The sequence below is a fragment of the Levilactobacillus parabrevis genome, from assembly GCF_044051715.1.
GTDB classification, from domain to species: domain Bacteria; phylum Bacillota; class Bacilli; order Lactobacillales; family Lactobacillaceae; genus Levilactobacillus; species Levilactobacillus parabrevis.
The window spans coordinates 1,091,692-1,112,078 of the sequence record NZ_CP168688.1 but is presented as its reverse complement, the minus strand read 5'-3'; the positions used below and the strand labels follow the sequence as shown (position 1 = coordinate 1,112,078).

The following is a 20,387-nucleotide window of genomic DNA, read 5'->3' as shown; positions in this document are numbered from 1 at the left end:
AAAAGTTCAAATCGTGCAATCGCTTGCAACGGCGCCGCTTTAGCGTTTTACTTCACGTAAATTTTAACAAAATTAAGGGGAATTAATTGCTTATTGTCAGTGGGTAACCTAAGATAAATAGTGAATAATACGCTAAGTTTTAGCAGAAAGGACGACGATCAAGCTTGAAAATAATTACATTACACGTTTTAGACGATTCCTTGCAGGTGAGTTACGCACCGGCCGGCCAACCCGCTGCCCAGCGTCAATTTACGATTGCCTACAACTCGGATCAAGCTATCGGTGAAAATTTGGAAAACCTCCGACTGAAGTTAGCGGGGCTCGATGTGGACGCTGCCGTCATCGACAACGCATTGAGCTACCCCTTCTCCGACACCGTTGTCGGTATCAATCACCAACGAATCGACATCGGTCTTGCCATTACCAATATGCTCAACATTCCCGTCGTCAGCAGTCAGGCCATTGCTGACCAAGGGTTAAATGCGGCTCTCACTGCCAAGCGCAACTATCTGAGCTGGCACCTCGACTACTATGGCCAGTACCAAGGTAAGCGCAACTATGGGCAAGAAGCCATGCTCACCGTGGGCAACGGTTTCTTCGGTCTACGGGGGGCCTATACCGAGGCCCATGCCGATCACGACAACTATCCTGGCATGTACGCTGCGGGCCTTTACGATCAACTGTCGACTAACATCAACGGCCGCCAGGTGACGAACGAGGATTTGGTCAACCTGCCCAATGCCCAGGCCCTGACCTTTGGCGTTGACCATCAGAATCCATTTCAGATCAAAGCCAGCGACATTCAGGACATCTACCGCAGTCTTGACCTCCATACTGGTGCTTTAACAACGACCATGCTGGTTCAGCTGCCCACCGGCCATAGTCTACAGATCAGAACGACGAAGCTCGCCAATATGAAAGACTGGCATCGTCTCGGCATTCGCTACAGTGTGACCCCCCTCAACTTTGCGGGCACCCTGCAGATCTATTCAGAAATTGATGGTAGCGTTATCAACAGTAACGTTGACCGCTATGCCGCCTTCGATCAGCACCACATCAAGGTAACCGGCACCGGCCAACAACCCGATACCATCTACCTGGAAGGCCACACACGGTCCTCCAAGGTTAACTTTATCTTTGGTTCCCAGCTGGTTGGTCCCGGCAAGGCCCTCGATGCGCCAGTCGATACCCGACCAAATGCCGAACAACACATTCAACAGATGCGCTCGGTCGCCGTCCAACCTAATCAGACCTATACCTTTGAAAAAAATGTGGTCCTGTTCACCAGCCGTGAAACCAAGACCGACCTTATGACGACCGCCACAACCGACCTTCAACAAGCCAGCTTTGACAACACTCTGGCTAGCTCAACGGCTTACTGGCAGCAACGGTGGGCCGGCGCCGACATCCAGATCACTGGAGACATTACCGCGCAGAAGTTAACCCGGGTCAATCTCTATCACCTGTTCTCCTCGGCACAGGCCATCGCTTCTGGCAAGATCGATGCCTCCGTCAACGCCCGAGGACTCGACGGTGAAGCCTACCGCGGCCACGTCTTCTGGGACGAAATGTTCGATCTTCCCGTTTACGCACTACACGATCCGCAACTCGCCAAGCAACTTCTGATGTACCGTTACCGGCGGCTACCCGCAGCTAAGCAGAACGCCAAGGACGCGGGTTTCGCCGGGGCCATGTATCCGTGGCAATCTGGTGAGGTTGGCGACGAGCAATCGCAAGTCGTTCACTTGAATCCGCTGACCAACACCTGGGACCCGGACTACTCCTCACTGCAACGCCACGTCTCATTGGCCGTGGCCTACAACGTGATCATGTACACACACATCACCGGCGACACCGACTTCATGACCGACTACGGTTTGGAAATGTTGGAGGAAATCTCGCAGTTCTGGCTCAGCAAGGCCAAGTTGGACACTAAGACCGGTCGCTATACGATCGACCAGGTCATGGGTCCCGATGAATTTCACGAAAATTATCCCAATGCCGACTCAACCGGATTGGCCAACAACGCCTATACCAACCTGATGGTCACTTGGCTATTCAATCAGCTGACTGATTTACGGCAATCCTTACCACAGACACAAGTTACGACCGTTGACCAGAAGACTGGCTTCGACCAAGACGTGGTTAAAAAGGTCGCCGACGTAAGCCACCATCTTAAGCTCGATATCAATCCGGATGGCATCATCGGGCAGTTCGAGGGTTACTTCAAGCTCCCACGCTTAGACTTTAGCAAATATCAGAAGAAGTACGGTGACATCTCGCGGATGGACCGCATCTTAAAGGCCGAGGGTAAGACGCCCGACGCTTATCAGGTGGCTAAACAAGCCGACGCGCTGATGGCCTTCTACAGTCTGGATGCTACGGCCGTCATGGGTCTGCTCAAGCAATTGGGCTATGACTTACCACAGCAAGCCCTGATGAAGAACCTCCAGTTCTACCTCGACCGTACGACCCATGGTTCTACCCTCTCACGCATCGTCTACGCTGTTTTGACGGCGATGGCGGGGAACATGGACCAGTCGTGGAAACTCTTCTCACAGGCCCTGTTATCCGACTATTACGACATTCAGGGCGGCACCACCGCTGAAGGCATCCACCTCGGCGTCATGGGTGCCGTTACCCTGATGTCCACACGGCACTACGCTGGCGTTGATGTCCTGGCACCGCAACTCACAGTGAACCCCCACTTGCCAGAAAACTGGCGAGCCATTCAGTTCCACCAGCTGGTCCGAGGCATCCGTTACACCTTTGAGATCGACCACCGTCAAGTCACGGTAACCGCCGATCACGCCGCCACACTAACTATTGGTCAACATGAAGTTTCACTAAAACCGCAACAACCCGCAACCATTTCATATTAAGGAGTGTTTCGCAATGACAAAATTTGCTGATATTAAAGGATTCGTTTTCGACTTAGACGGGGTCATCACCGATACTTCCGTCCTACACGGTACTGCCTGGCATCAATTGGCCGACTACCTCGGCGTGGCCTGGAGCGACGAACTCGCCAACGGTCTCAAGGGCATTAGCCGGATGGACTCCCTGGAAATGATTCTCAAGGCTGGGGGCAAGGAAAACGACTACACCCAAGCCCAAAAGGAAGCATTGGCAACCAAGAAGAACACAAACTACGTGGCCGAAGTCGACAAGATGACCCCCGCCAACATTCTCCCTGGCATGAAGGCCTTCTTGGACGATCTGCGGGCTAAGGGTTACCAATTATCCCTAGCCTCTGCTTCTAAGAACGCCCCGCGTGTCTTGGACAAGTTACAACTGGCCGACTACTTCCCTAAGGTTGTCGACCCAGCAAGCCTGACGCATGGCAAACCGGACCCTGAGATCTACACCAAGGGGGCCCAGTTGTTAAACTTGCCACCTGAACAATGTATTGGGGTCGAAGATGCCGCTGCCGGCGTCCAAGCCATCAACGCAGCCGGTGAAGTCTCCCTGGGAATCGGTGATGCCACCGAATTGGGTGCCGCCGACATGGTCTTTGCCGACACGGCCGACGTAACGTTGGCGAACATCGCAAAGAAGTTAGGCTAATCACAACGCGCAATCCGAAATAAGCAATCTGCTATCAGTAGGGCCTGGGACAACTCCCTAGGCTCTTTTATTATGCTATTTTATAGGATTGAAACGTGAGCCAAAGACAGCCGGTACCACACTCTTAGCTTTGCCCCCTACTTAGTACTAATGTAAAAAGTGGCCAATCAGTCGCATCTTTATTGGCAACTTTAGGAAAATTTACGTTCTCACAAATTAAACAATAAAAGGGCAACACCCGCCATCCCCCACTGCAATAGTGAGCAGATTAGCTACGTGTCGCCCGTCTTTTTGACCCTATTCTTCCTAATCAAAATACGCTATACTAACGAGACTGGTCACCTGATTTACTGGATCAAACCGAAGTGACGCAGACCCTTGACGATGCCGTCATCCATATTGCCAGCCGTGACGTATGCCGCCTTATTCTTGGCCTGGAAGACCCCGTTACCCATGGCAATCGGGATATCGACCTCATCAAACATCTGTAGGTCGTTCAAGCCATTCCCAAAGGCGTAAGTCTTAACCTTCTCGAGGCCGGCTTCCTTCAAGAACGTGCGAATTCCCGTCTGTTTGGTGACCCCCGTCTGCATGGTGTCCAAGGCGCGCGGATTGTTGCGGACGAAGGACAGTGTCCCTGCGAACTTCTCGCGGTAGATTTTTTCCTTGTCGCGGTTGAAGACGTTCAAAAAGTTAATATCTTGGGTCTGATACCAAGTGGGATCGACCCGCGCGTCTAGCCGCAATAATTTAAAGTTATCGGTCGTGTCCTGGTTTGCCTGACTCAAGCGAAAGCCCTGGTTGTTAAAGTAACCCAGCGGATCACCCTGCTCTTTGGCAAAGGCCGTAATGGCCGTTAACGTCTTCTGATCGATCACGGCCGCAGTTAATTTTTTGCCCTGATATTGGACGTAACTACCGTTCGCACTGACCACAGCATCGATTCCCGTGGCATCCAGGACATATTGAATCTCAAAAATGTTTCTTCCAGTCGCAATAACTGGTAGAATATGATGTTGTTGCATTTCTTGAATGGCTGCGACACTTGTCGGTAAAACATTCTTGTCGTCGTCAAATAACGTTCCATCCAAGTCAAAAAAGACGATTGCTTGATACATTTAATCAACCTCCTAATCCACTAATACCAACGGTTTCATTATACAACAATGACCAAAGTACAGGAAATGGCGGAAATTTTTCTTCCCGGCAGATGTAGTAGTCAGTCATTTTATGGTACACTATATCTTGTATTTCTAATTAAAGAGGGGCTATCATGGTGATAATTACAGCTGGAATGATCGGGGTCGGTAAAACGACTCTAACTGGAAAAATCGCATCACATTTAAATACGCAAGCATTCTTCGAACCGGTCGGTGATAACCCGGTGTTACCACTCTACTACCGGGACCCAAAGCAATATGGTTTCTTGCTACAGATTTACTTCTTGAACAAGCGGTTTAGCATGATCAAACGAGCCCTCGCGGACGACAACAACGTCCTCGACCGTTCAATCTACGAAGACGCCCTGTTCACGCGAGAAAACAACGCTGAAGGAAACATTACGGACACCGAACTCGAGGTTTACTTACAACTCCTCGACAACATGATGACCGAATTGGACGAACTCCCAAAGAAGGCACCAGACTTATTAGTCTACGCCGATGCCGACTTCGACACCATTCTTCACCGGATCAAGAAGCGTGGCCGGGACTACGAACAATTCGACAACAATCCTGAATTGGAATCCTACTACAAGAAGATGTGGACGGCTTACCAAGGTTGGTTCGCCGACTACGACATCAGCCCTAAGATCAAGATTGACTTACAGAAGTACGATCTTGACAAGCCGGGTAACACCGACATCGTTTTAGGCCAAATTGATGACGCCTTAAAAGGCATTCGGACCGACGCAACGGTCTAAATTGACAAAAAACTCCCGCAAGCCAGAAATGGTTTGGGGGAGTTTTTTAATTTAATGGTCCGCCGTTTCAGATGGCAGCAGGATAATCTGGCTGTCACCATCATCGTAGGCCAGAACAGTATCTGGGAGTTCGGGAGCATAAGCGAAATCCGTATCGAACCCCGCACTCAGGGCTCCTGGATGATCATTTTCATCTAATTGGACGTATTCAAACGTAGTCGTCCCTTGGTTGTTATGCAGCTTAAACGTCAGTAGATTCTCCAACGGAAATACCCCTTGGAGGTCTTGGTCGATGATCTCCCAAACGGCGTCGATCATGTCGCCGGGCAAGGCCGCAACGGTACCGTAACTGGCGTAACGTGAATGATTATTTTCAAACATTTTCTTCGCCTCCACTCTCGGTCATTTAGAACTATTATACCGTATCTCCCCTTAAAACGGGAATAATTACGCTTGATGGTCACTTAAGCTCTGCGTGCCTCGGCGGTCGAGCAAGTTGACCAAGAATGAAACCACAATCAGGCAGGCCCCGGTAATGAAAATCAGGTGTAACCCTTGATACAGAATACCATGTAGCGTAGGCAACAGGTGCGCTGGGAGATTTTTGGCCGTTTGTGGGTTAATTAACTTATTCATCATCGCCATGCTGGTCCCGGGATGACTGGCAACGCCATGCGCCATCACCACGTTCATGACAATCCCTAAAACGGACACCATCACGGTCTGTCCCAACGTTCGTGCCAAGGTATTAAAGGAAGTCGCCACCCCAATCTCAGCCACGGGTACCTTGCTCTGCACCGTGACGGTCGTGGTGGTAATCGTAATCCCAAAGCCAGTCCCGCAGATTGCGGCAATGACAAAGAAACTCCAGAACGGCGTGGTAGCGGGAATAATCGCCATAATAACCGCCCCAATCAGCACCAGCGTCAGGCTAATATTAACAATCTGATATGGTGAGCGTTTCATTAGTAATTTACCAGCAATAAAGGACCCGACAATCCACATCAGCGAGCTCGGTGTAATGGCAAATCCTGCTTCGGAGGCCTTCAATCCCAGTAACCCCTGCGTCCAGGTTGGGAGATAAACTTCGAATCCCATGATAAAGCCACTTAAGAGCGCCGCAATCAGATTTTGGACCACAAAGGTTCGGTTGCTAAACAATTCCATGGGAATCAGTGGATCATCCGTGCGCTTCTCGCGGCGAATAAATGCCCAAAAGGCGACAATGGCAACAATCAGGCCGCCGATCACCCACACGATGTTAAGGTCCCCTTCACCGAGCAGCTGAAACGTCAGCATGACGGCCAAGAGACCCACGGACAGCCAGATACAACCGGCCCAATCCATGGTAAACGCCTTACGCTCTGTGTTCTCATTGAGAAAGAACCAGATCAATCCCATGGTCACGATTCCAATTGGAATGTTAATGAAGAAAATCCAGTGCCAGCTCAGTTGATCGACAATGAATCCTCCCAATAGCGGTGCGACAACCGCCGCAATTCCCCAGGCAGACCCATTGAGGCCCATGACCCGGGCGCGCTGCTCAACGGGGTAAATATCGGCGAGAATCGTGAACGACACGGGCATGATGGCCCCCGCTCCGATTCCCTGCAGGGCACGCCAAGCAATCAACGTCTCCATGCTGTGGGACATCCCCGATAATGTAGATCCCAGAACGAAGATGAACAGCCCCACGAGAAAGACCAGTTTCCGGCCAACGGTATCCGCCAATTTACCATAGATGGGGGTGGCAATGGCGCTGGTCAGTAAGAAGATGGAGAAGACCCAGTTCATCAGGGCCACCCCTTTTAAATCACCAACGATAGTCGGCATGGCGGTCGACACGATTGTCCCTTCAACGGCAGACATGAAGGTCGCCACAAAGACGGCAATGGTGACAACCTTAACATTTGTTTGTTTCATAATTTTCCTCCTACCGTTGGGCCCCACCACGCAACGAAACTGAGTAGCCAACAGCGCTACTTCCCAAATTCTGTTTGAAACAGTAATATCTTATACTATCACGGATTGCTGGTGAAAGGACACCCTCTGGTGAAAATAAATCTGGTGGACCAGTCAACCTGAACGCAAAAATCCCATCAGCCGGCGGAGTGCCAAACTGATGGGATTTCATTTTAGAAATTAATCGTGGTGCTTATTTGCAAGCAGCCTTTAAAGCATCGACCTTGTCCGTGTGTTCCCAAGGCAAATCGATGTCGGTCCGACCAAAGTGGCCGTATGCGGCAGTTTGCTTGTAGATTGGCCGCTTTAAGTCGAGCATCTTGATGATGCCGGCTGGACGTAAGTCAAAGAGTTGACGAACGGCAGCAGCTAATTTGCTTTCCGTAACGACCCCGGTGCCGAACGTGTTGATGGAAACGGAAACGGGTTCCGCCACACCAATGGCATAGGCAATCTGGACTTCACATTCCGTTGCCAACTTGGCAGCCACAATGTTCTTGGCGATGTACCGCGCAGCGTAACTTGCTGAACGGTCCACCTTCGTGGCGTCCTTCCCGGAGAAGGCCCCACCACCATGGTGAGCAGCCCCACCATACGTGTCGACGATGATCTTCCGACCAGTCAGACCGGCATCCCCTTGAGGACCCCCGATAACGAAACGACCAGTTGGGTTGATGAAGTACTTCGTCTTGTCGTCTAACAAGTGGGCGGGAATAACTTCCTTAACCACTTGATCGATCACGTCTTGACGAATTCGGTCCAACGTAACGTCTGGATCGTGTTGCGTACTCAAAACCACGGTGTCGACCCGTAATGGCTTACCCTCATCGTCATATTCAACGGTGACTTCTGCCTTCGCATCTGGCCGTAAATAATCAATGGTGCCCATCTTCCGCAGGCTGGCGATCCGACGCATCAAAGCGTGGCTCAGCGTGATTGGGAGGGGCATCAGTTCTGGCGTTTCGTCGATGGCGTAACCAAACATTAATCCTTGGTCACCGGCACCGATCTTGTCCAGTGGATCTTCATCACCTTCACGCGTTTCGTAAGAGTCATCGACCCCTTGCGCAATGTCGGGTGATTGTTCGTCGATAGCGACGAGGACGGCACAGTTGTCACCATCAAAGCCGTATTGACCGTCCGTGTACCCAATTTCCTTAATGGTTTGACGAACGACCTTTTGGATGTCCACGTATGCCTTGGTAGAGATTTCACCGAAGACCAGCACCAGGCCAGTCGTAACGGACGTCTCGCAGGCAACCCGTGAATCCGGATCCTGAGCCAATAGAGCATCTAAGATGGCGTCACTGATCTGATCAGCAATTTTATCTGGATGGCCTTCTGAAACGGATTCCGACGTAAATAAATGTCTTTCTTGCAATGGATATTCCCCCTAGATAGTGTTGACGACGAGTTGACCGATAATCTCGCGCCAGTCGGTTACAAGGCAGCTTCACTGAATGCGTGAATCCTATCGGGAATTGACTCATAACTTAAGCATTCTAACATATATTAATGAGGGATAAAAGAAACCTTGCCGTTTTTTTGCAAAGAATGATTGACCAGGGTCAAAACAATATCTATTATAAAAGATAAGACTAAATCAGTTGAAATGGAGCGATTCCATGACCACAATCATGGCCTTCTTAAAAAATAAGACGGTACAACAATTATTCATTTTCACCTTTTTTCAAAATTTACTTTGGTGGGTCGCCGGGTTGACCGCCGCAACGGGAACGCCCCTGGCTACGAATATTAAGGTCTACCTTGGTGGATACGGTATGCTCGTCGCTGCTGGCTACTTTCTGATTCTTAAACGTCACTTTCAGTCCCGCATCGGCCCAATTTTCGTGGTTGCGGCGGCCACGTTGGGATTGCTGGCGGCCCCGCACGATCACATGCTACAACTATTTGCGATCCTACTGTGTGTCTTCCTGGTCCTAGCATGCGTTCCCCAATTGGGACTGCAATCCGCCTATGGCCTCGTGGTCTTCAGTTTCTTGGCCGGTTGTGGCGTCCCCGTGATCCTATTTTTCCTTCGCAATCACTACCTGGCAATGCAATTTCTAATGCCCATGGTGCCGTTAGTCGCTAGCTACCTGGTCTTCTTCGAACCTTACTATTTGACTAAGGAACGCGACTGGCGCTGGACACTCGTCACCCCCGCTATCCTGATACTGACACTGCTTACCCTCGGTTTCTCGTGGCAGATTGTCATTGCCGGCCTGTTAGCGGTCGCTTATTGGTGGCTCCAGCCCAAGATCAACGATAACTACCGGCTGGTCACGACCAGTGTCGTCCAACTCATCCTGGGCCTACTGATTTTCGATTAAATCATCAGAAAAGTAATATTTAGTTGCGTAAATTTAAAGTTTCGCTAAGCTCACAGGTATTTGGTCCCCCTCCCCGAGTTCTCGTGTTAAAATGGGGCATCATTGAAATTGGAGGAACCCCTATGCCTGAAATCAAAGTGATCGGTGACATCCTAAGTGGTAAGTTTCAGCCAACGTTAACGGGTAATACCATTGTGGACGCTGCCTTGATCGATCGCTTTTGTCAGAGCTTAATCACCGCACTAGCCCTATCACCACAATCCGTTCACGCTGAACATCACTGGGATCTAGTTGTTAATCCCGCAATCATCTACGTTGTGGATGAACATATTTTAGACGCTAGCGACCATCAGCGCAGCATGGCCAACATTATCCCTGTCAGTCACAGAGCGCTGTTACGCGGCGAAGTTGGCACCACTAAGCGTAAATTAGCGACTATCCTAGCTGCCCAGTCGTCAGCTAACTAATGAATCCAACCAGCAACGTGCTTGCGGTTGGATTTTTTCTTTACCTTCGTATGTATCTGCCACCGTTCGCAGCAGATGGTTGGTCACTTGATTTAGGTGAAATCTTTGATGTGGAGAATGGCGTCTTTGAGCCACACTGAACGGCTTTCTAACCGCTGTTGCAGGAGCATCAACCCATCGACCATGTCACAGGGCTGACCTTCAACGTAAAACTGCATTTTGACCTGGTAGAGGTGATGATTTTGGATGTCATACGTGCGCCGCATCTTATAGCCCAGTTGTACGTAGGTGAGCGTTTCGACCGCGGTTCCCGTCTTGATGTCGCAGGTGTCCGCGCGTGACAGCTCGTGTTGTGGAAAACAATATTTCTGATGAGAATCACGATCCCAGAACTCCAGTTGATAGGTTGCCGCAACGGACTTCTGTAAAAAACGACCGATTCGCGTGAAGAAATTCCGGCGAAAGTGCGTCAGGTCACTCACGTTCTGATAAAATAACCGTTGATCATGGTAGTTCGCAAGGGGGGCGTGTAGCGACTGCTCTAACACAATCACAGCCTCTCGATGGGCCCTTTCGGTAGCTAAGAAAGTATCAATCTGGTCGCGTTGTTTCTGTGATAATGGCTGATTCAGCGTCTCGTTCGTTAGTGCTTCCAGGGGACGTCGTGATTCTCTGCCTTCTATCGTCATGCTTTCTCCTTAGGTGGTACCTCTTATTAGGTCTCCACAAGTCACAGCTTAACATGTGGTTATCCCGATTAACAGCTAATAACATTGCCAGTCTGGCTAATACTGGTGCTAGGATACCGGTTATATGCAAGATTTTAAGCCGCAAAAGGTGAGGAGTGGGTCGTGCCACTGGATATACAGCCAGATATCGCCTATTCATGCAGTTTAGATCCCGACAAATCAAGTCAAAATCCGTTGCCAAGGCTTCGAGATTTGACCAGCCCCTTTCTCGCACGATTTTCTCTGAATTATCAAAGTTGTATTCACCCCCCCAACACCGGTATATTAGGGGTAACCTATCTGAGGAGGATGTACACTATGGCAGAAATTCTAGTAACAACGACTGAAAAGATTCCCGGACAAGATTACGAGGTTCTAGGTGAGGTCTTTGGTCTGACCACCCAGTCCAAAAACATCATGCGTAACATCGGTGCGTCTTTGAAAAATGTGGTCGGTGGTGAAATCAAGGATTACACCAACATGCTGAATGAATCACGTCACATCGCCATCGAACGACTACGACAGAACGCGATCGACATGGGCGCAGATGCTGTCGTGATGATGCGCTTTGATTCCGGTTCCATTGGCACAGACATGCAATCCGTTGCCGCTTACGGAACCGCCGTCAAATATCGCTAATTACCCCACAATAGGGAAAGTGTTACCACCGAATGTTCGTTACACTCTGATTATAAATATCGTTTTAAACAGACTGAACAAAGTGACTCTAAAAAAAGAGTTCTACTTTATCCAGTCTTTTTTTGTGCGCTTGGACAACCAAAGGTAGTCAGTTAGCACCGACATTTCAAGTGGCCACAATGCCCGATGTGTAACGCTTTTCGCGGCGTTACGGGCTTTTTTTGGTCGTTTATATCCACTTCCACAATATTGTCCCGTGGAAACTATCCACACTCGTCATTGTGGCATAACAACTGATCCACGACCCGCTTTATACTAACGATAGTCAATAAGATATTACACAACCGAATTACAAATAGTTCGGAATTAAGAAAGTAGGTCATTAAAATGTTAAAGAAAGTTGTTAAATGGACAGTCTTAGTAATCGCCACCGTCGTCTTGACCCTCGCAAGTTTCAGTACCACGATCCTCGCATCCGCAAGCAAGCCAACACCTTCATGGGGCAGTTGGAATGACACCACCATTACTTACAAGACCAACACTTCCTCCTCTTACTACAAGAGCGTTTGGAAGAACGCCGTTAAGCGTTGGAACAAGGTTGGCGTTGTTCAATTAAAGGCTGCCAAGAGCGGTGAAAAAGCTGACATTACCTTAACCTCTTCCAAGTCATTAAGCACTAAGAGCGGTAAGCTGGCGGGTTACACGAACTACTCTTACTTAAAGAAGAGCGACAACAACCAAATCGTTTCCGCTAAGTCCACGTTGAACCGGAGCCTCTTAACTAAGTACGGTTACACCAAGAGCCAACGGACCAACGTTGCAACCCACGAGATTGGCCATGCCTTAGGCTTGAGCCACTCCGGTGACAAGTCCAGCGTGATGTACGCTTCCGATCGTTACGCTTCCATCGACCATCAAGACAAGGTCGGCTTACAAGACGCCTACGAAGGCTAATCTATTTAACAAAACAACTTTCTTATATGACTGATAAAATCCTAGCCTGTCCAGCTAGGATTTTTTTATACCTGCAGGAAGCCAACTCCCCTGTAAGGTTTCGGGTATCCCCGCAATCACTACGATCAAACGCCCGCTTAAAAATCCCCGATGCACCAAAAAAACCGCTAGTACGGAATGGAAATCCTTCCACTGTACTAGCGGTTTATTATCATCTACTTCATATGAATAGCAAACTGCGGATGACGATGACTTATCTTAGAAACATGAACCGACTTTCCCGCTTCCTCAATCAGCTTGCCGTGTCCAATCGCCATGGCCACGTGGTAGGTGTACTTTTGCCCAGCAATCTGCCAGAAGAGCAAGTCCCCCTTCTTTGCCTTGCTGACAGCCACGTGTTTGCCGAGTTTCTGCTGTACACCAGTCATTCCCCCGATGTCACGATGCTCGACATCTAAGTAGACCTGATCAACGAACGAGGCACAGTCTAGCCCACCAAAGGCATCACGACCAGCATAGCGATAAGGGACGCTCAAATAGCGTTTAGCGTCCGCTACCAGCCGATTTACCCGAGTACCATGCTTGGGGACAGCACGCTTGAAGACTCGGTTATTCCGCGCCTGAGTGGCCTTACCATTGAGTGTGATCCGACCATTCTTCAAGTGCACCGTGAGTAGATTTTTCTGGTATTTAAATAGGACGTTCCCCGCCTTAGAGAAGTGCACATTGACCTTTCGTGATCCAGCCTTGATGTTGCTGCCGTGTCCCTTGCTCAGCTGATGATAGCTTACCAAATAGTTACCATAAACCGTCTTTTCGTTGTAGGCGTAGACCTTGCCATTTTTCAACTGGCGAACATTAATCCAGTGCTTCGCATAACCATCGAATTTACTAGTTTGTGGCTTACTATAAAACATAAGACTGGCATTACGAACTGCGCCATGCTTCGTCTGGGTGATGTAAACCGACTTATAGGTGCTGATTTTCCGATCAAAGGAAGACGTTGCGTCCACCTTCTCATGCGTAGAGAAGTACCCTTCTCTGGCAAACATGGTGTTGTAACTCGCCTGAGCGGGCTCTTGCCCCAGAAAAATACCGCCACCAGCGGCAATCAATCCAATTAACGCATAACGAATCAGTTTATTCACTTTCACTATCTCGAGACTTCCCATCTATATATGTATGATAATCTTAGTTTAGGCCTAACTGTAGGCCGTTACAAGAGGCACAGGATCGACACAGAATATAGACGAAGCTGTTAGCTAAAATTAGTCATAAAAAAAAACGACAAACCCGAATTAACAGTGTCTGTCGTTACTTTTATGAAAACCGAACATGTTCTTAGTGATACCGGAGGTGGGGTTCGAACCCACACGACCTCAACGGTCACTGGATTTTGAGTCCAGCGCGTCTGCCAGTTCCGCCACTCCGGCAAAAAAATATTGATTGGATACACCCAGTCAAAGGTGGTAATCGGATTTGAACCGACGATGAAGGTTTTGCAGACCTCTGCCTTACCACTTGGCTATACCACCATAATCGCCTATCCAATCTGATTGGATCAGCTGAAAGTAATTCAAGATGCCCAATCTAAGGGCGGTATGTGGGAATCGAACCCACGCGTGCCGGAACCACAATCCGGTGTGTTAACCACTTCACCAATACCGCCATCACATTACAAACAGGGATAGTAGGAGTTGAACCCACATCGACGGTTTTGGAGACCGTTGTTCTACCATTGAACTATATCCCTATAATGATGGTGGGGAGTGGATTCGAACCACCGAACCCGAAGGAGCGGATTTACAGTCCGCCGCGTTTAGCCAGACTTCGCTACCCCACCATAAATGGCGCGGGACGGAATCGAACCGCCGACACATGGAGCTTCAATCCATTGCTCTACCAACTGAGCTACCGAGCCATACCATCATGTAATATGTTTGTTGTGTATTAAATTGTTAATAACATAACAACGGTCTGTACGAGACTCGAACTCGTGATCTCCTCCGTGACAGGGAGGCGTCCTAACCAACTAGACCAACAGACCATAATATATTATGTTATATGGAGGATACAGGGCTCGAACCTGTGACCCTCTGCTTGTAAGGCAGACGCTCTCCCAACTGAGCTAATCCTCCATGTTAAGTGTTACAATGACCCGTACGGGATTCGAACCCATGTTACCGCCGTGAAAGGGCGGTGTCTTAAACCACTTGACCAACGGGTCATACTTTATGAAACGGAGAGTGAGGGATTCGAACCCTCGAAACAGGTTAGTACCCGTTTACAGCATTTCCAATGCTGCTCCTTCAGCCACTCGGACAACTCTCCATTATTAAGCTCCGGCAGGCGGGCTCGAACCGTCGACAACCTGATTAACAGTCAGGTGCTCTACCAACTGAGCTATGCCGGAATAATCGCGTGGCAACGTCCTATCCTCGCAGGGGGCGATCCCCCAACTACTATCGGCGTGCTAAAGCTTAACTTCTGTGTTCGGCATGGGAACAGGTGTATCCTTTAGGCTATCGCCACCACACTATAAGAGAACTTCTTCCCTCAAAACTAGATATTATTCAATTATCTTCCATTCGGAAACAACCACGTTTTCAACTTGGTTAAGTCCTCGACCGATTAGTACTGGTCCGCTCCACGCCTCACGGCGCTGCTACTTCCAGCCTATCTACCTGATCATCTTTCAGGGGTCTTACTTCCATATAGGAATGGGAAATCTCATCTCGAGGCGAGTTTCACACTTAGATGCTTTCAGCGTTTATCTCATCCATACATAGCTACCCAGCGATGCGCCTGGCGGCACAACTGGTACACCAGCGGTATGTCCATCCCGGTCCTCTCGTACTAAGGACAGCTCCTCTCAAATTTCCTACGCCCGCGACGGATAGGGACCGAACTGTCTCACGACGTTCTGAACCCAGCTCGCGTACCGCTTTAATGGGCGAACAGCCCAACCCTTGGGACCGACTACAGCCCCAGGATGCGATGAGCCGACATCGAGGTGCCAAACCTCCCCGTCGATGTGGACTCTTGGGGGAGATAAGCCTGTTATCCCCAGGGTAGCTTTTATCCGTTGAGCGATGGCCCTTCCATACGGTACCACCGGATCACTAAGCCCGACTTTCGTCCCTGCTCGACCTGTCTGTCTCGCAGTCAAGCTCTCTTCTGCCTTTACACTCGACGAATGATTTCCAACCATTCTGAGAGAACCTTTGGGCGCCTCCGTTACTTTTTAGGAGGCGACCGCCCCAGTCAAACTGCCTACCTGACACTGTCTCCCACCACGATTAGTGGTGCGGGTTAGAGTGTTCACACAGCGAGGGTCGTATCCCACCAGCGCCTCACTCGAAACTAGCGTTCCGAGTTCTACGGCTCCGACCTATCCTGTACAAGCTGTGTCAACACCCAATATCAAGCTACAGTAAAGCTCCATGGGGTCTTTCCGTCCTGTCGCGGGTAACCTGCATCTTCACAGGTAATATAATTTCACCGAGTCTCTCGTTGAGACAGTGCCCAGATCGTTACGCCTTTCGTGCGGGTCGGAACTTACCCGACAAGGAATTTCGCTACCTTAGGACCGTTATAGTTACGGCCGCCGTTTACTGGGGCTTCATTTCTGGGCTTCGCCGAAGCTAACTCATCCACTTAACCTTCCAGCACCGGGCAGGCGTCAGCCCCTATACGTCATCTTGCGATTTTGCAGAAACCTGTGTTTTTGATAAACAGTCGCCTGGGCCTTTTCACTGCGGCTACACTTGCGTGTAGCACCCCTTCTCCCGAAGTTACGGGGTCATTTTGCCGAGTTCCTTAACGAGAGTTCACTCGCTCACCTTAGGATACTCTCCTCGACTACCTGTGTCGGTTTGCGGTACGGGTAATTAATCACTAACTAGAAGCTTTTCTCGGCAGTGTGACATCTGGCGCTTCCCTACTAAAATTCGGTCCTCGTCACGCCTTGTCCTTAGCGATAAGCATTTAACTCATCACCAGACTTGACGCTTGAACACACATTTCCAATCGTGTGCACACCATAGCCTACTGCGTCCCTCCATCGTTCAAACATGATTAACTAGTACAGGAATATCAACCTGTTATCCATCGCCTACGCTTCTCAGCCTCGGCTTAGGTCCCGACTAACCCTGGGAGGACGAGCCTTCCCCAGGAAACCTTAGTCATTCGGTGGATCAGATTCTCACTGATCTTTCGCTACTCATACCGGCATTCTCACTTCTAAGCGCTCCACTAGTCCTTGCGGTCTAGCTTCGTTGCCCTTAGAACGCTCTCCTATCACGCGACCTATTGGTCGCATCCATAATTTCGGTAACATGCTTAGCCCCGGTAAATTTTCGGCGCGGGATCACTCGGCTAGTGAGCTATTACGCACTCTTTAAATGGTGGCTGCTTCTGAGCCAACATCCTAGCTGTCTGTGCAACTCCACATCCTTTTCCACTCAGCATGTATTTAGGGACCTTAATTGATGGTCTGGGCTGTTCCCCTTTCGACGGTGGATCTTATCACTCATCGTCTGACTCCCGGATATAAATCAGTGGCATTCGGAGTTTATCTGAATTCAGTAACCCATGACGGGCCCCTAGTCCAAACAGTGGCTCTACCTCCACGATTCTTAACTCCGAGGCTAACCCTAAAGCTATTTCGGAGAGAACCAGCTATCTCCAAGTTCGTTTGGAATTTCACCGCTATCCACACCTCATCCCAGCATTTTTCAACATACACGGGTTCGGTCCTCCAGTGCGTTTTACCGCACCTTCAACCTGGACATGGATAGGTCACCTGGTTTCGGGTCTACATCAACTTACTGAAACGCCCGTTTCAGACTCGCTTTCGCTACGGCTCCGGTCTTTACACCTTAACCTTGCAAATTAACGTAACTCGCCGGTTCATTCTACAAAAGGCACGCTATCACCCATTAACGGGCTCTAACTAATTGTAGGCACATGGTTTCAGGAACTATTTCACTCCGCTTCCGCGGTGCTTTTCACCTTTCCCTCACGGTACTGGTTCACTATCGGTCACTAGGGAGTATTTAGCCTTGGGAGATGGTCCTCCCGGATTCCGACCACGTTTCACGTGTGTGGCCGTACTCAGGATACTGAACTGAGGGTCAACAATTTCATCTACGGGGGTATCACCCTCTATGCCGAGTCTTCCCAGACTCTTCGATTATCATTGACTTTGGTAACTCAAATGTTCAGTCCTACAACCCCAAAGAGCAAGCTCTTTGGTTTGGGCTATTCCCCGTTCGCTCGCCGCTACTTAGGGAATCGATTTTTCTTTCTATTCCTGCGGGTACTTAGATGTTTCAGTTCCCCGCGTCTGCCTCAACTCAAGTATGTATTCCCTGAGTTGTAATTACTGATTAAAGTAATTGGGTTTCCCCATTCGGAAATCTCCGGATCAAAGCTTACGTACAGCTCCCCGAAGCATATCGGTGTTAGTCCCGTCCTTCATCGGCTCCTAGTACCAAGGCATCCACCATGCGCCCTTCATAACTTAACCTAACGATTACTTCGTAATCGCTGATTAATTGAGTATTAGCGATATAAACTAATTAAAAAACTCAAAAATACGCAGTTGTTTCTCGGTTTTAATTATCTTAATAATTAAAGGAAAATAATTGATAATATCTAGTTTTCAAAGAACAAATTCCTTGGCACTCTCGTACCAATGGAGAATAGCGGGATCGAACCGCTGACCCCCTGCTTGCAAAGCAGGTGCTCTCCCATCTGAGCTAATTCCCCAAAATGATGACCTTGCGGTCAATGGGCATAAATGGACTCGAACCATCGACCTCACGCTTATCAGGCGTGCGCTCTAAACCAGCTGAGCTATACGCCCAAAATCATTTAGCAAAATCATATGATAATGAGGGTAGACCCCTCAAAACTGACCATTGTTTCGACAAAGTATGTGTAGCCTCCGTATATTCCTTAGAAAGGAGGTGATCCAGCCGCAGGTTCTCCTACGGCTACCTTGTTACGACTTCACCCTAATCATCTGTCCCACCTTAGACGGCTGACTCCCGAAGGTTATCTCACCGGCTTTGGGTGTTACAAACTCTCATGGTGTGACGGGCGGTGTGTACAAGGCCCGGGAACGTATTCACCGCGGCATGCTGATCCGCGATTACTAGCGATTCCAACTTCATGTAGGCGAGTTGCAGCCTACAATCCGAACTGAGAACGGCTTTAAGAGATTAGCTTAGCCTCACGACTTCGCGACTCGTTGTACCGTCCATTGTAGCACGTGTGTAGCCCAGGTCATAAGGGGCATGATGATTTGACGTCATCCCCACCTTCCTCCGGTTTGTCACCGGCAGTCTCACCAGAGTGCCCAACTTAATGCTGGCAACTGATAATAAGGGTTGCGCTCGTTGCGGGACTTAACCCAACATCTCACGACACGAGCTGACGACAACCATGCACCACCTGTATCCATGTCCCCGAAGGGAACGTCCTATCTCTAGGATTTGCATAGTATGTCAAGACCTGGTAAGGTTCTTCGCGTAGCTTCGAATTAAACCACATGCTCCACCGCTTGTGCGGGCCCCCGTCAATTCCTTTGAGTTTCAACCTTGCGGTCGTACTCCCCAGGCGGAGTGCTTAATGCGTTAGCTGCGGCACTGAAGGGCGGAAACCCTCCAACACCTAGCACTCATCGTTTACGGCATGGACTACCAGGGTATCTAATCCTGTTTGCTACCCATGCTTTCGAGCCTCAGCGTCAGTTACAGACTAGACAGCCGCCTTCGCCACTGGTGTTCTTCCATATATCTACGCATTCCACCGCTACACATGGAGTTCCACTGTCCTCTTCTGCACTCAAGTCTCCCAGTTTCCGATGCACTTCTCCGGTTAAGCCGAAGGCTTTCACATCAGACTTAAGAAACCGCCTGCGCTCGCTTTACGCCCAATAAATCCGGACAACGCTTGCCACCTACGTATTACCGCGGCTGCTGGCACGTAGTTAGCCGTGGCTTTCTGGTTAAATACCGTCAACTCCTGAACAGTTACTCTCAAGAGTGTTCTTCTTTAACAACAGAGTTTTACGAGCCGAAACCCTTCTTCACTCACGCGGCATTGCTCCATCAGACTTTCGTCCATTGTGGAAGATTCCCTACTGCTGCCTCCCGTAGGAGTTTGGGCCGTGTCTCAGTCCCAATGTGGCCGATTACCCTCTCAGGTCGGCTACGTATCATTGTCTTGGTGGGCCTTTACCTCACCAACTAACTAATACGCCGCGGGTCCATCCAGAAGTGATAGCCGAAACCACCTTTCAAACAGAAACCATGCGGTTTCTGTTGTTATACGGTATTAGCACCTGTTTCCAAGTGTTATCCCCTGCTTCTGGGCAAGTTACCCACGTGTTACTCACCAGTTCGCCACTCGCTTCATTGTTGAAATCAGTGCAAGCACGTCATTCAGCGGAAGCTCGTTCGACTTGCATGTATTAGGCATGCCGCCAGCGTTCGTCCTGAGCCAGGATCAAACTCTCATCTTAAAGATGATGCTTGAACAGCTCATCGATTGTTGTTACTTTATTTTCATAAAAGCGAATTGACTTCGCAAATATTGTTTGGGTTTGATACCTAGTATCAAACCGCCCTACACATATTTGGTTTGTCGAAACAATGTTCAGTTTTCAAAGGTCTACCAAGTTATCAGAGAAGCAATTGCTTCGTGACAACTTTTAAAGTATATCATGTCGTCAAATTAGTGTCAACTGATTTTTTCAATATATTTTGAATAAATATTGAATTTTTGAAGCTCAGCTGAATAAATATTC

General features: G+C 49.3%; 13 protein-coding genes, 13 tRNA genes, 3 rRNA genes and 1 riboswitch. Of the genes, 7 read left to right on the top strand and 22 right to left on the bottom strand.

What is annotated here, in order from left to right:
* Positions 1-164 precede the first annotated feature (164 nt).
* Together ACEPSU_RS05330 and pgmB are read left to right on the top strand one after the other, a co-directional pair.
* Positions 165-2,882, top strand: a complete 2,718-nt coding sequence (locus tag ACEPSU_RS05330) for a glycoside hydrolase family 65 protein (RefSeq protein ID WP_395323017.1) — start codon at positions 165-167, stop codon at positions 2,880-2,882.
* Between the two features lie 13 nt (positions 2,883-2,895).
* Positions 2,896-3,567: a beta-phosphoglucomutase gene (pgmB, locus tag ACEPSU_RS05325; protein ID WP_395323016.1), complete on the top strand. Its 672-nt coding sequence runs from the start codon at positions 2,896-2,898 to the stop codon at positions 3,565-3,567.
* A 347-nt stretch (positions 3,568-3,914) separates the two neighbouring features.
* On the opposite strand, the gene ACEPSU_RS05320 is transcribed toward pgmB, so the two are convergent.
* A complete protein-coding gene (locus ACEPSU_RS05320) occupies positions 3,915-4,685 on the bottom strand; it encodes a Cof-type HAD-IIB family hydrolase (protein WP_395323015.1) in 771 nt (256 codons plus the stop codon).
* Between the two features lie 155 nt (positions 4,686-4,840).
* Here ACEPSU_RS05320 and ACEPSU_RS05315 point away from each other — a divergent pair, with 155 nt between their 5' ends.
* Positions 4,841-5,488: a deoxynucleoside kinase gene (locus ACEPSU_RS05315; protein ID WP_260339983.1), complete on the top strand. Its 648-nt coding sequence runs from the start codon at positions 4,841-4,843 to the stop codon at positions 5,486-5,488.
* A gap of 51 nt (positions 5,489-5,539) precedes the next feature.
* On the opposite strand, the gene ACEPSU_RS05310 is transcribed toward ACEPSU_RS05315, so the two are convergent.
* From ACEPSU_RS05310 to metK, 3 genes are all read right to left on the bottom strand, one after another.
* Positions 5,540-5,869, bottom strand: a complete 330-nt coding sequence (locus tag ACEPSU_RS05310) for a DUF960 domain-containing protein (protein ID WP_020089217.1) — start codon at positions 5,867-5,869, stop codon at positions 5,540-5,542.
* Between the two features lie 66 nt (positions 5,870-5,935).
* Entirely contained in the window at positions 5,936-7,411 is a 1,476-nt protein-coding gene (locus tag ACEPSU_RS05305) for an MDR family MFS transporter (RefSeq protein WP_395323014.1), read from the bottom strand.
* A gap of 232 nt (positions 7,412-7,643) precedes the next feature.
* Positions 7,644-8,831 (bottom strand): methionine adenosyltransferase, encoded by a 1,188-nt coding sequence (gene metK / locus ACEPSU_RS05300; protein ID WP_020089215.1) that lies wholly within the window; start codon positions 8,829-8,831, stop codon positions 7,644-7,646.
* Positions 8,829-8,947: riboswitch (SMK box riboswitch) on the bottom strand. Its footprint overlaps the gene before it by 3 nt.
* 128 nt (positions 8,948-9,075) lie before the next feature.
* Between metK and ACEPSU_RS05295 the strand changes: the two genes are divergently transcribed.
* Entirely contained in the window at positions 9,076-9,783 is a 708-nt protein-coding gene (locus tag ACEPSU_RS05295; RefSeq protein WP_395323013.1) for a hypothetical protein, read from the top strand.
* A 122-nt stretch (positions 9,784-9,905) separates the two neighbouring features.
* Complete coding sequence (locus ACEPSU_RS05290) at positions 9,906-10,250, top strand: hypothetical protein (RefSeq protein WP_020089213.1); 345 nt, start codon at positions 9,906-9,908, stop codon at positions 10,248-10,250.
* A gap of 92 nt (positions 10,251-10,342) precedes the next feature.
* On the opposite strand, the gene ACEPSU_RS05285 is transcribed toward ACEPSU_RS05290, so the two are convergent.
* Positions 10,343-10,939, bottom strand: a complete 597-nt coding sequence (locus ACEPSU_RS05285; protein ID WP_395323012.1) for a hypothetical protein — start codon at positions 10,937-10,939, stop codon at positions 10,343-10,345.
* Between the two features lie 357 nt (positions 10,940-11,296).
* Between ACEPSU_RS05285 and ACEPSU_RS05280 the strand changes: the two genes are divergently transcribed.
* Together ACEPSU_RS05280 and ACEPSU_RS05275 are read left to right on the top strand one after the other, a co-directional pair.
* Positions 11,297-11,617 carry a heavy metal-binding domain-containing protein gene (locus ACEPSU_RS05280; protein WP_395323011.1) on the top strand — a complete coding sequence of 107 codons (321 nt, stop codon included), beginning with the start codon at positions 11,297-11,299 and terminating at the stop codon, positions 11,615-11,617.
* A 387-nt stretch (positions 11,618-12,004) separates the two neighbouring features.
* Positions 12,005-12,571 carry a matrixin family metalloprotease gene (locus ACEPSU_RS05275; protein WP_395323010.1) on the top strand — a complete coding sequence of 189 codons (567 nt, stop codon included), beginning with the start codon at positions 12,005-12,007 and terminating at the stop codon, positions 12,569-12,571.
* 215 nt (positions 12,572-12,786) lie between these two features.
* Here ACEPSU_RS05275 and ACEPSU_RS05270 read toward each other — a convergent pair whose 3' ends face one another.
* The 17 genes from ACEPSU_RS05270 to ACEPSU_RS05190 form a co-directional block, all read right to left on the bottom strand.
* Positions 12,787-13,725 (bottom strand): C40 family peptidase, encoded by a 939-nt coding sequence (locus tag ACEPSU_RS05270; protein WP_395323009.1) that lies wholly within the window; start codon positions 13,723-13,725, stop codon positions 12,787-12,789.
* Between the two features lie 194 nt (positions 13,726-13,919).
* Positions 13,920-14,004, bottom strand: a tRNA-Leu gene (locus ACEPSU_RS05265).
* A 31-nt stretch (positions 14,005-14,035) separates the two neighbouring features.
* Positions 14,036-14,106 (bottom strand) — tRNA-Cys (locus tag ACEPSU_RS05260).
* A gap of 60 nt (positions 14,107-14,166) precedes the next feature.
* A tRNA-His gene (locus ACEPSU_RS05255) sits at positions 14,167-14,239 on the bottom strand.
* Positions 14,240-14,253: 14 nt separating this feature from the next.
* Positions 14,254-14,324, bottom strand: a tRNA-Trp gene (locus ACEPSU_RS05250).
* 7 nt (positions 14,325-14,331) lie between these two features.
* Positions 14,332-14,414 (bottom strand) — tRNA-Tyr (locus tag ACEPSU_RS05245).
* A 5-nt stretch (positions 14,415-14,419) separates the two neighbouring features.
* Positions 14,420-14,492: transfer RNA gene (locus ACEPSU_RS05240), tRNA-Phe, on the bottom strand.
* 52 nt (positions 14,493-14,544) lie between these two features.
* A tRNA-Asp gene (locus ACEPSU_RS05235) sits at positions 14,545-14,618 on the bottom strand.
* Between the two features lie 18 nt (positions 14,619-14,636).
* Positions 14,637-14,709 (bottom strand) — tRNA-Val (locus ACEPSU_RS05230).
* Between the two features lie 16 nt (positions 14,710-14,725).
* Positions 14,726-14,798 (bottom strand) — tRNA-Glu (locus tag ACEPSU_RS05225).
* A gap of 13 nt (positions 14,799-14,811) precedes the next feature.
* Positions 14,812-14,902 (bottom strand) — tRNA-Ser (locus ACEPSU_RS05220).
* Positions 14,903-14,911: 9 nt separating this feature from the next.
* A tRNA-Asn gene (locus ACEPSU_RS05215) sits at positions 14,912-14,984 on the bottom strand.
* A gap of 6 nt (positions 14,985-14,990) precedes the next feature.
* Positions 14,991-15,107: ribosomal RNA gene (rrf, locus tag ACEPSU_RS05210) — 5S ribosomal RNA — on the bottom strand.
* A 75-nt stretch (positions 15,108-15,182) separates the two neighbouring features.
* Positions 15,183-18,101 (bottom strand): 23S ribosomal RNA (locus tag ACEPSU_RS05205).
* A gap of 169 nt (positions 18,102-18,270) precedes the next feature.
* Positions 18,271-18,343, bottom strand: a tRNA-Ala gene (locus ACEPSU_RS05200).
* 22 nt (positions 18,344-18,365) lie between these two features.
* Positions 18,366-18,440, bottom strand: a tRNA-Ile gene (locus tag ACEPSU_RS05195).
* A gap of 96 nt (positions 18,441-18,536) precedes the next feature.
* Positions 18,537-20,102 (bottom strand): 16S ribosomal RNA (locus tag ACEPSU_RS05190).
* The 16S, 23S and 5S rRNA genes sit together here with 13 tRNA genes alongside, the layout of an rRNA operon.
* Positions 20,103-20,387 lie beyond the last annotated feature (285 nt).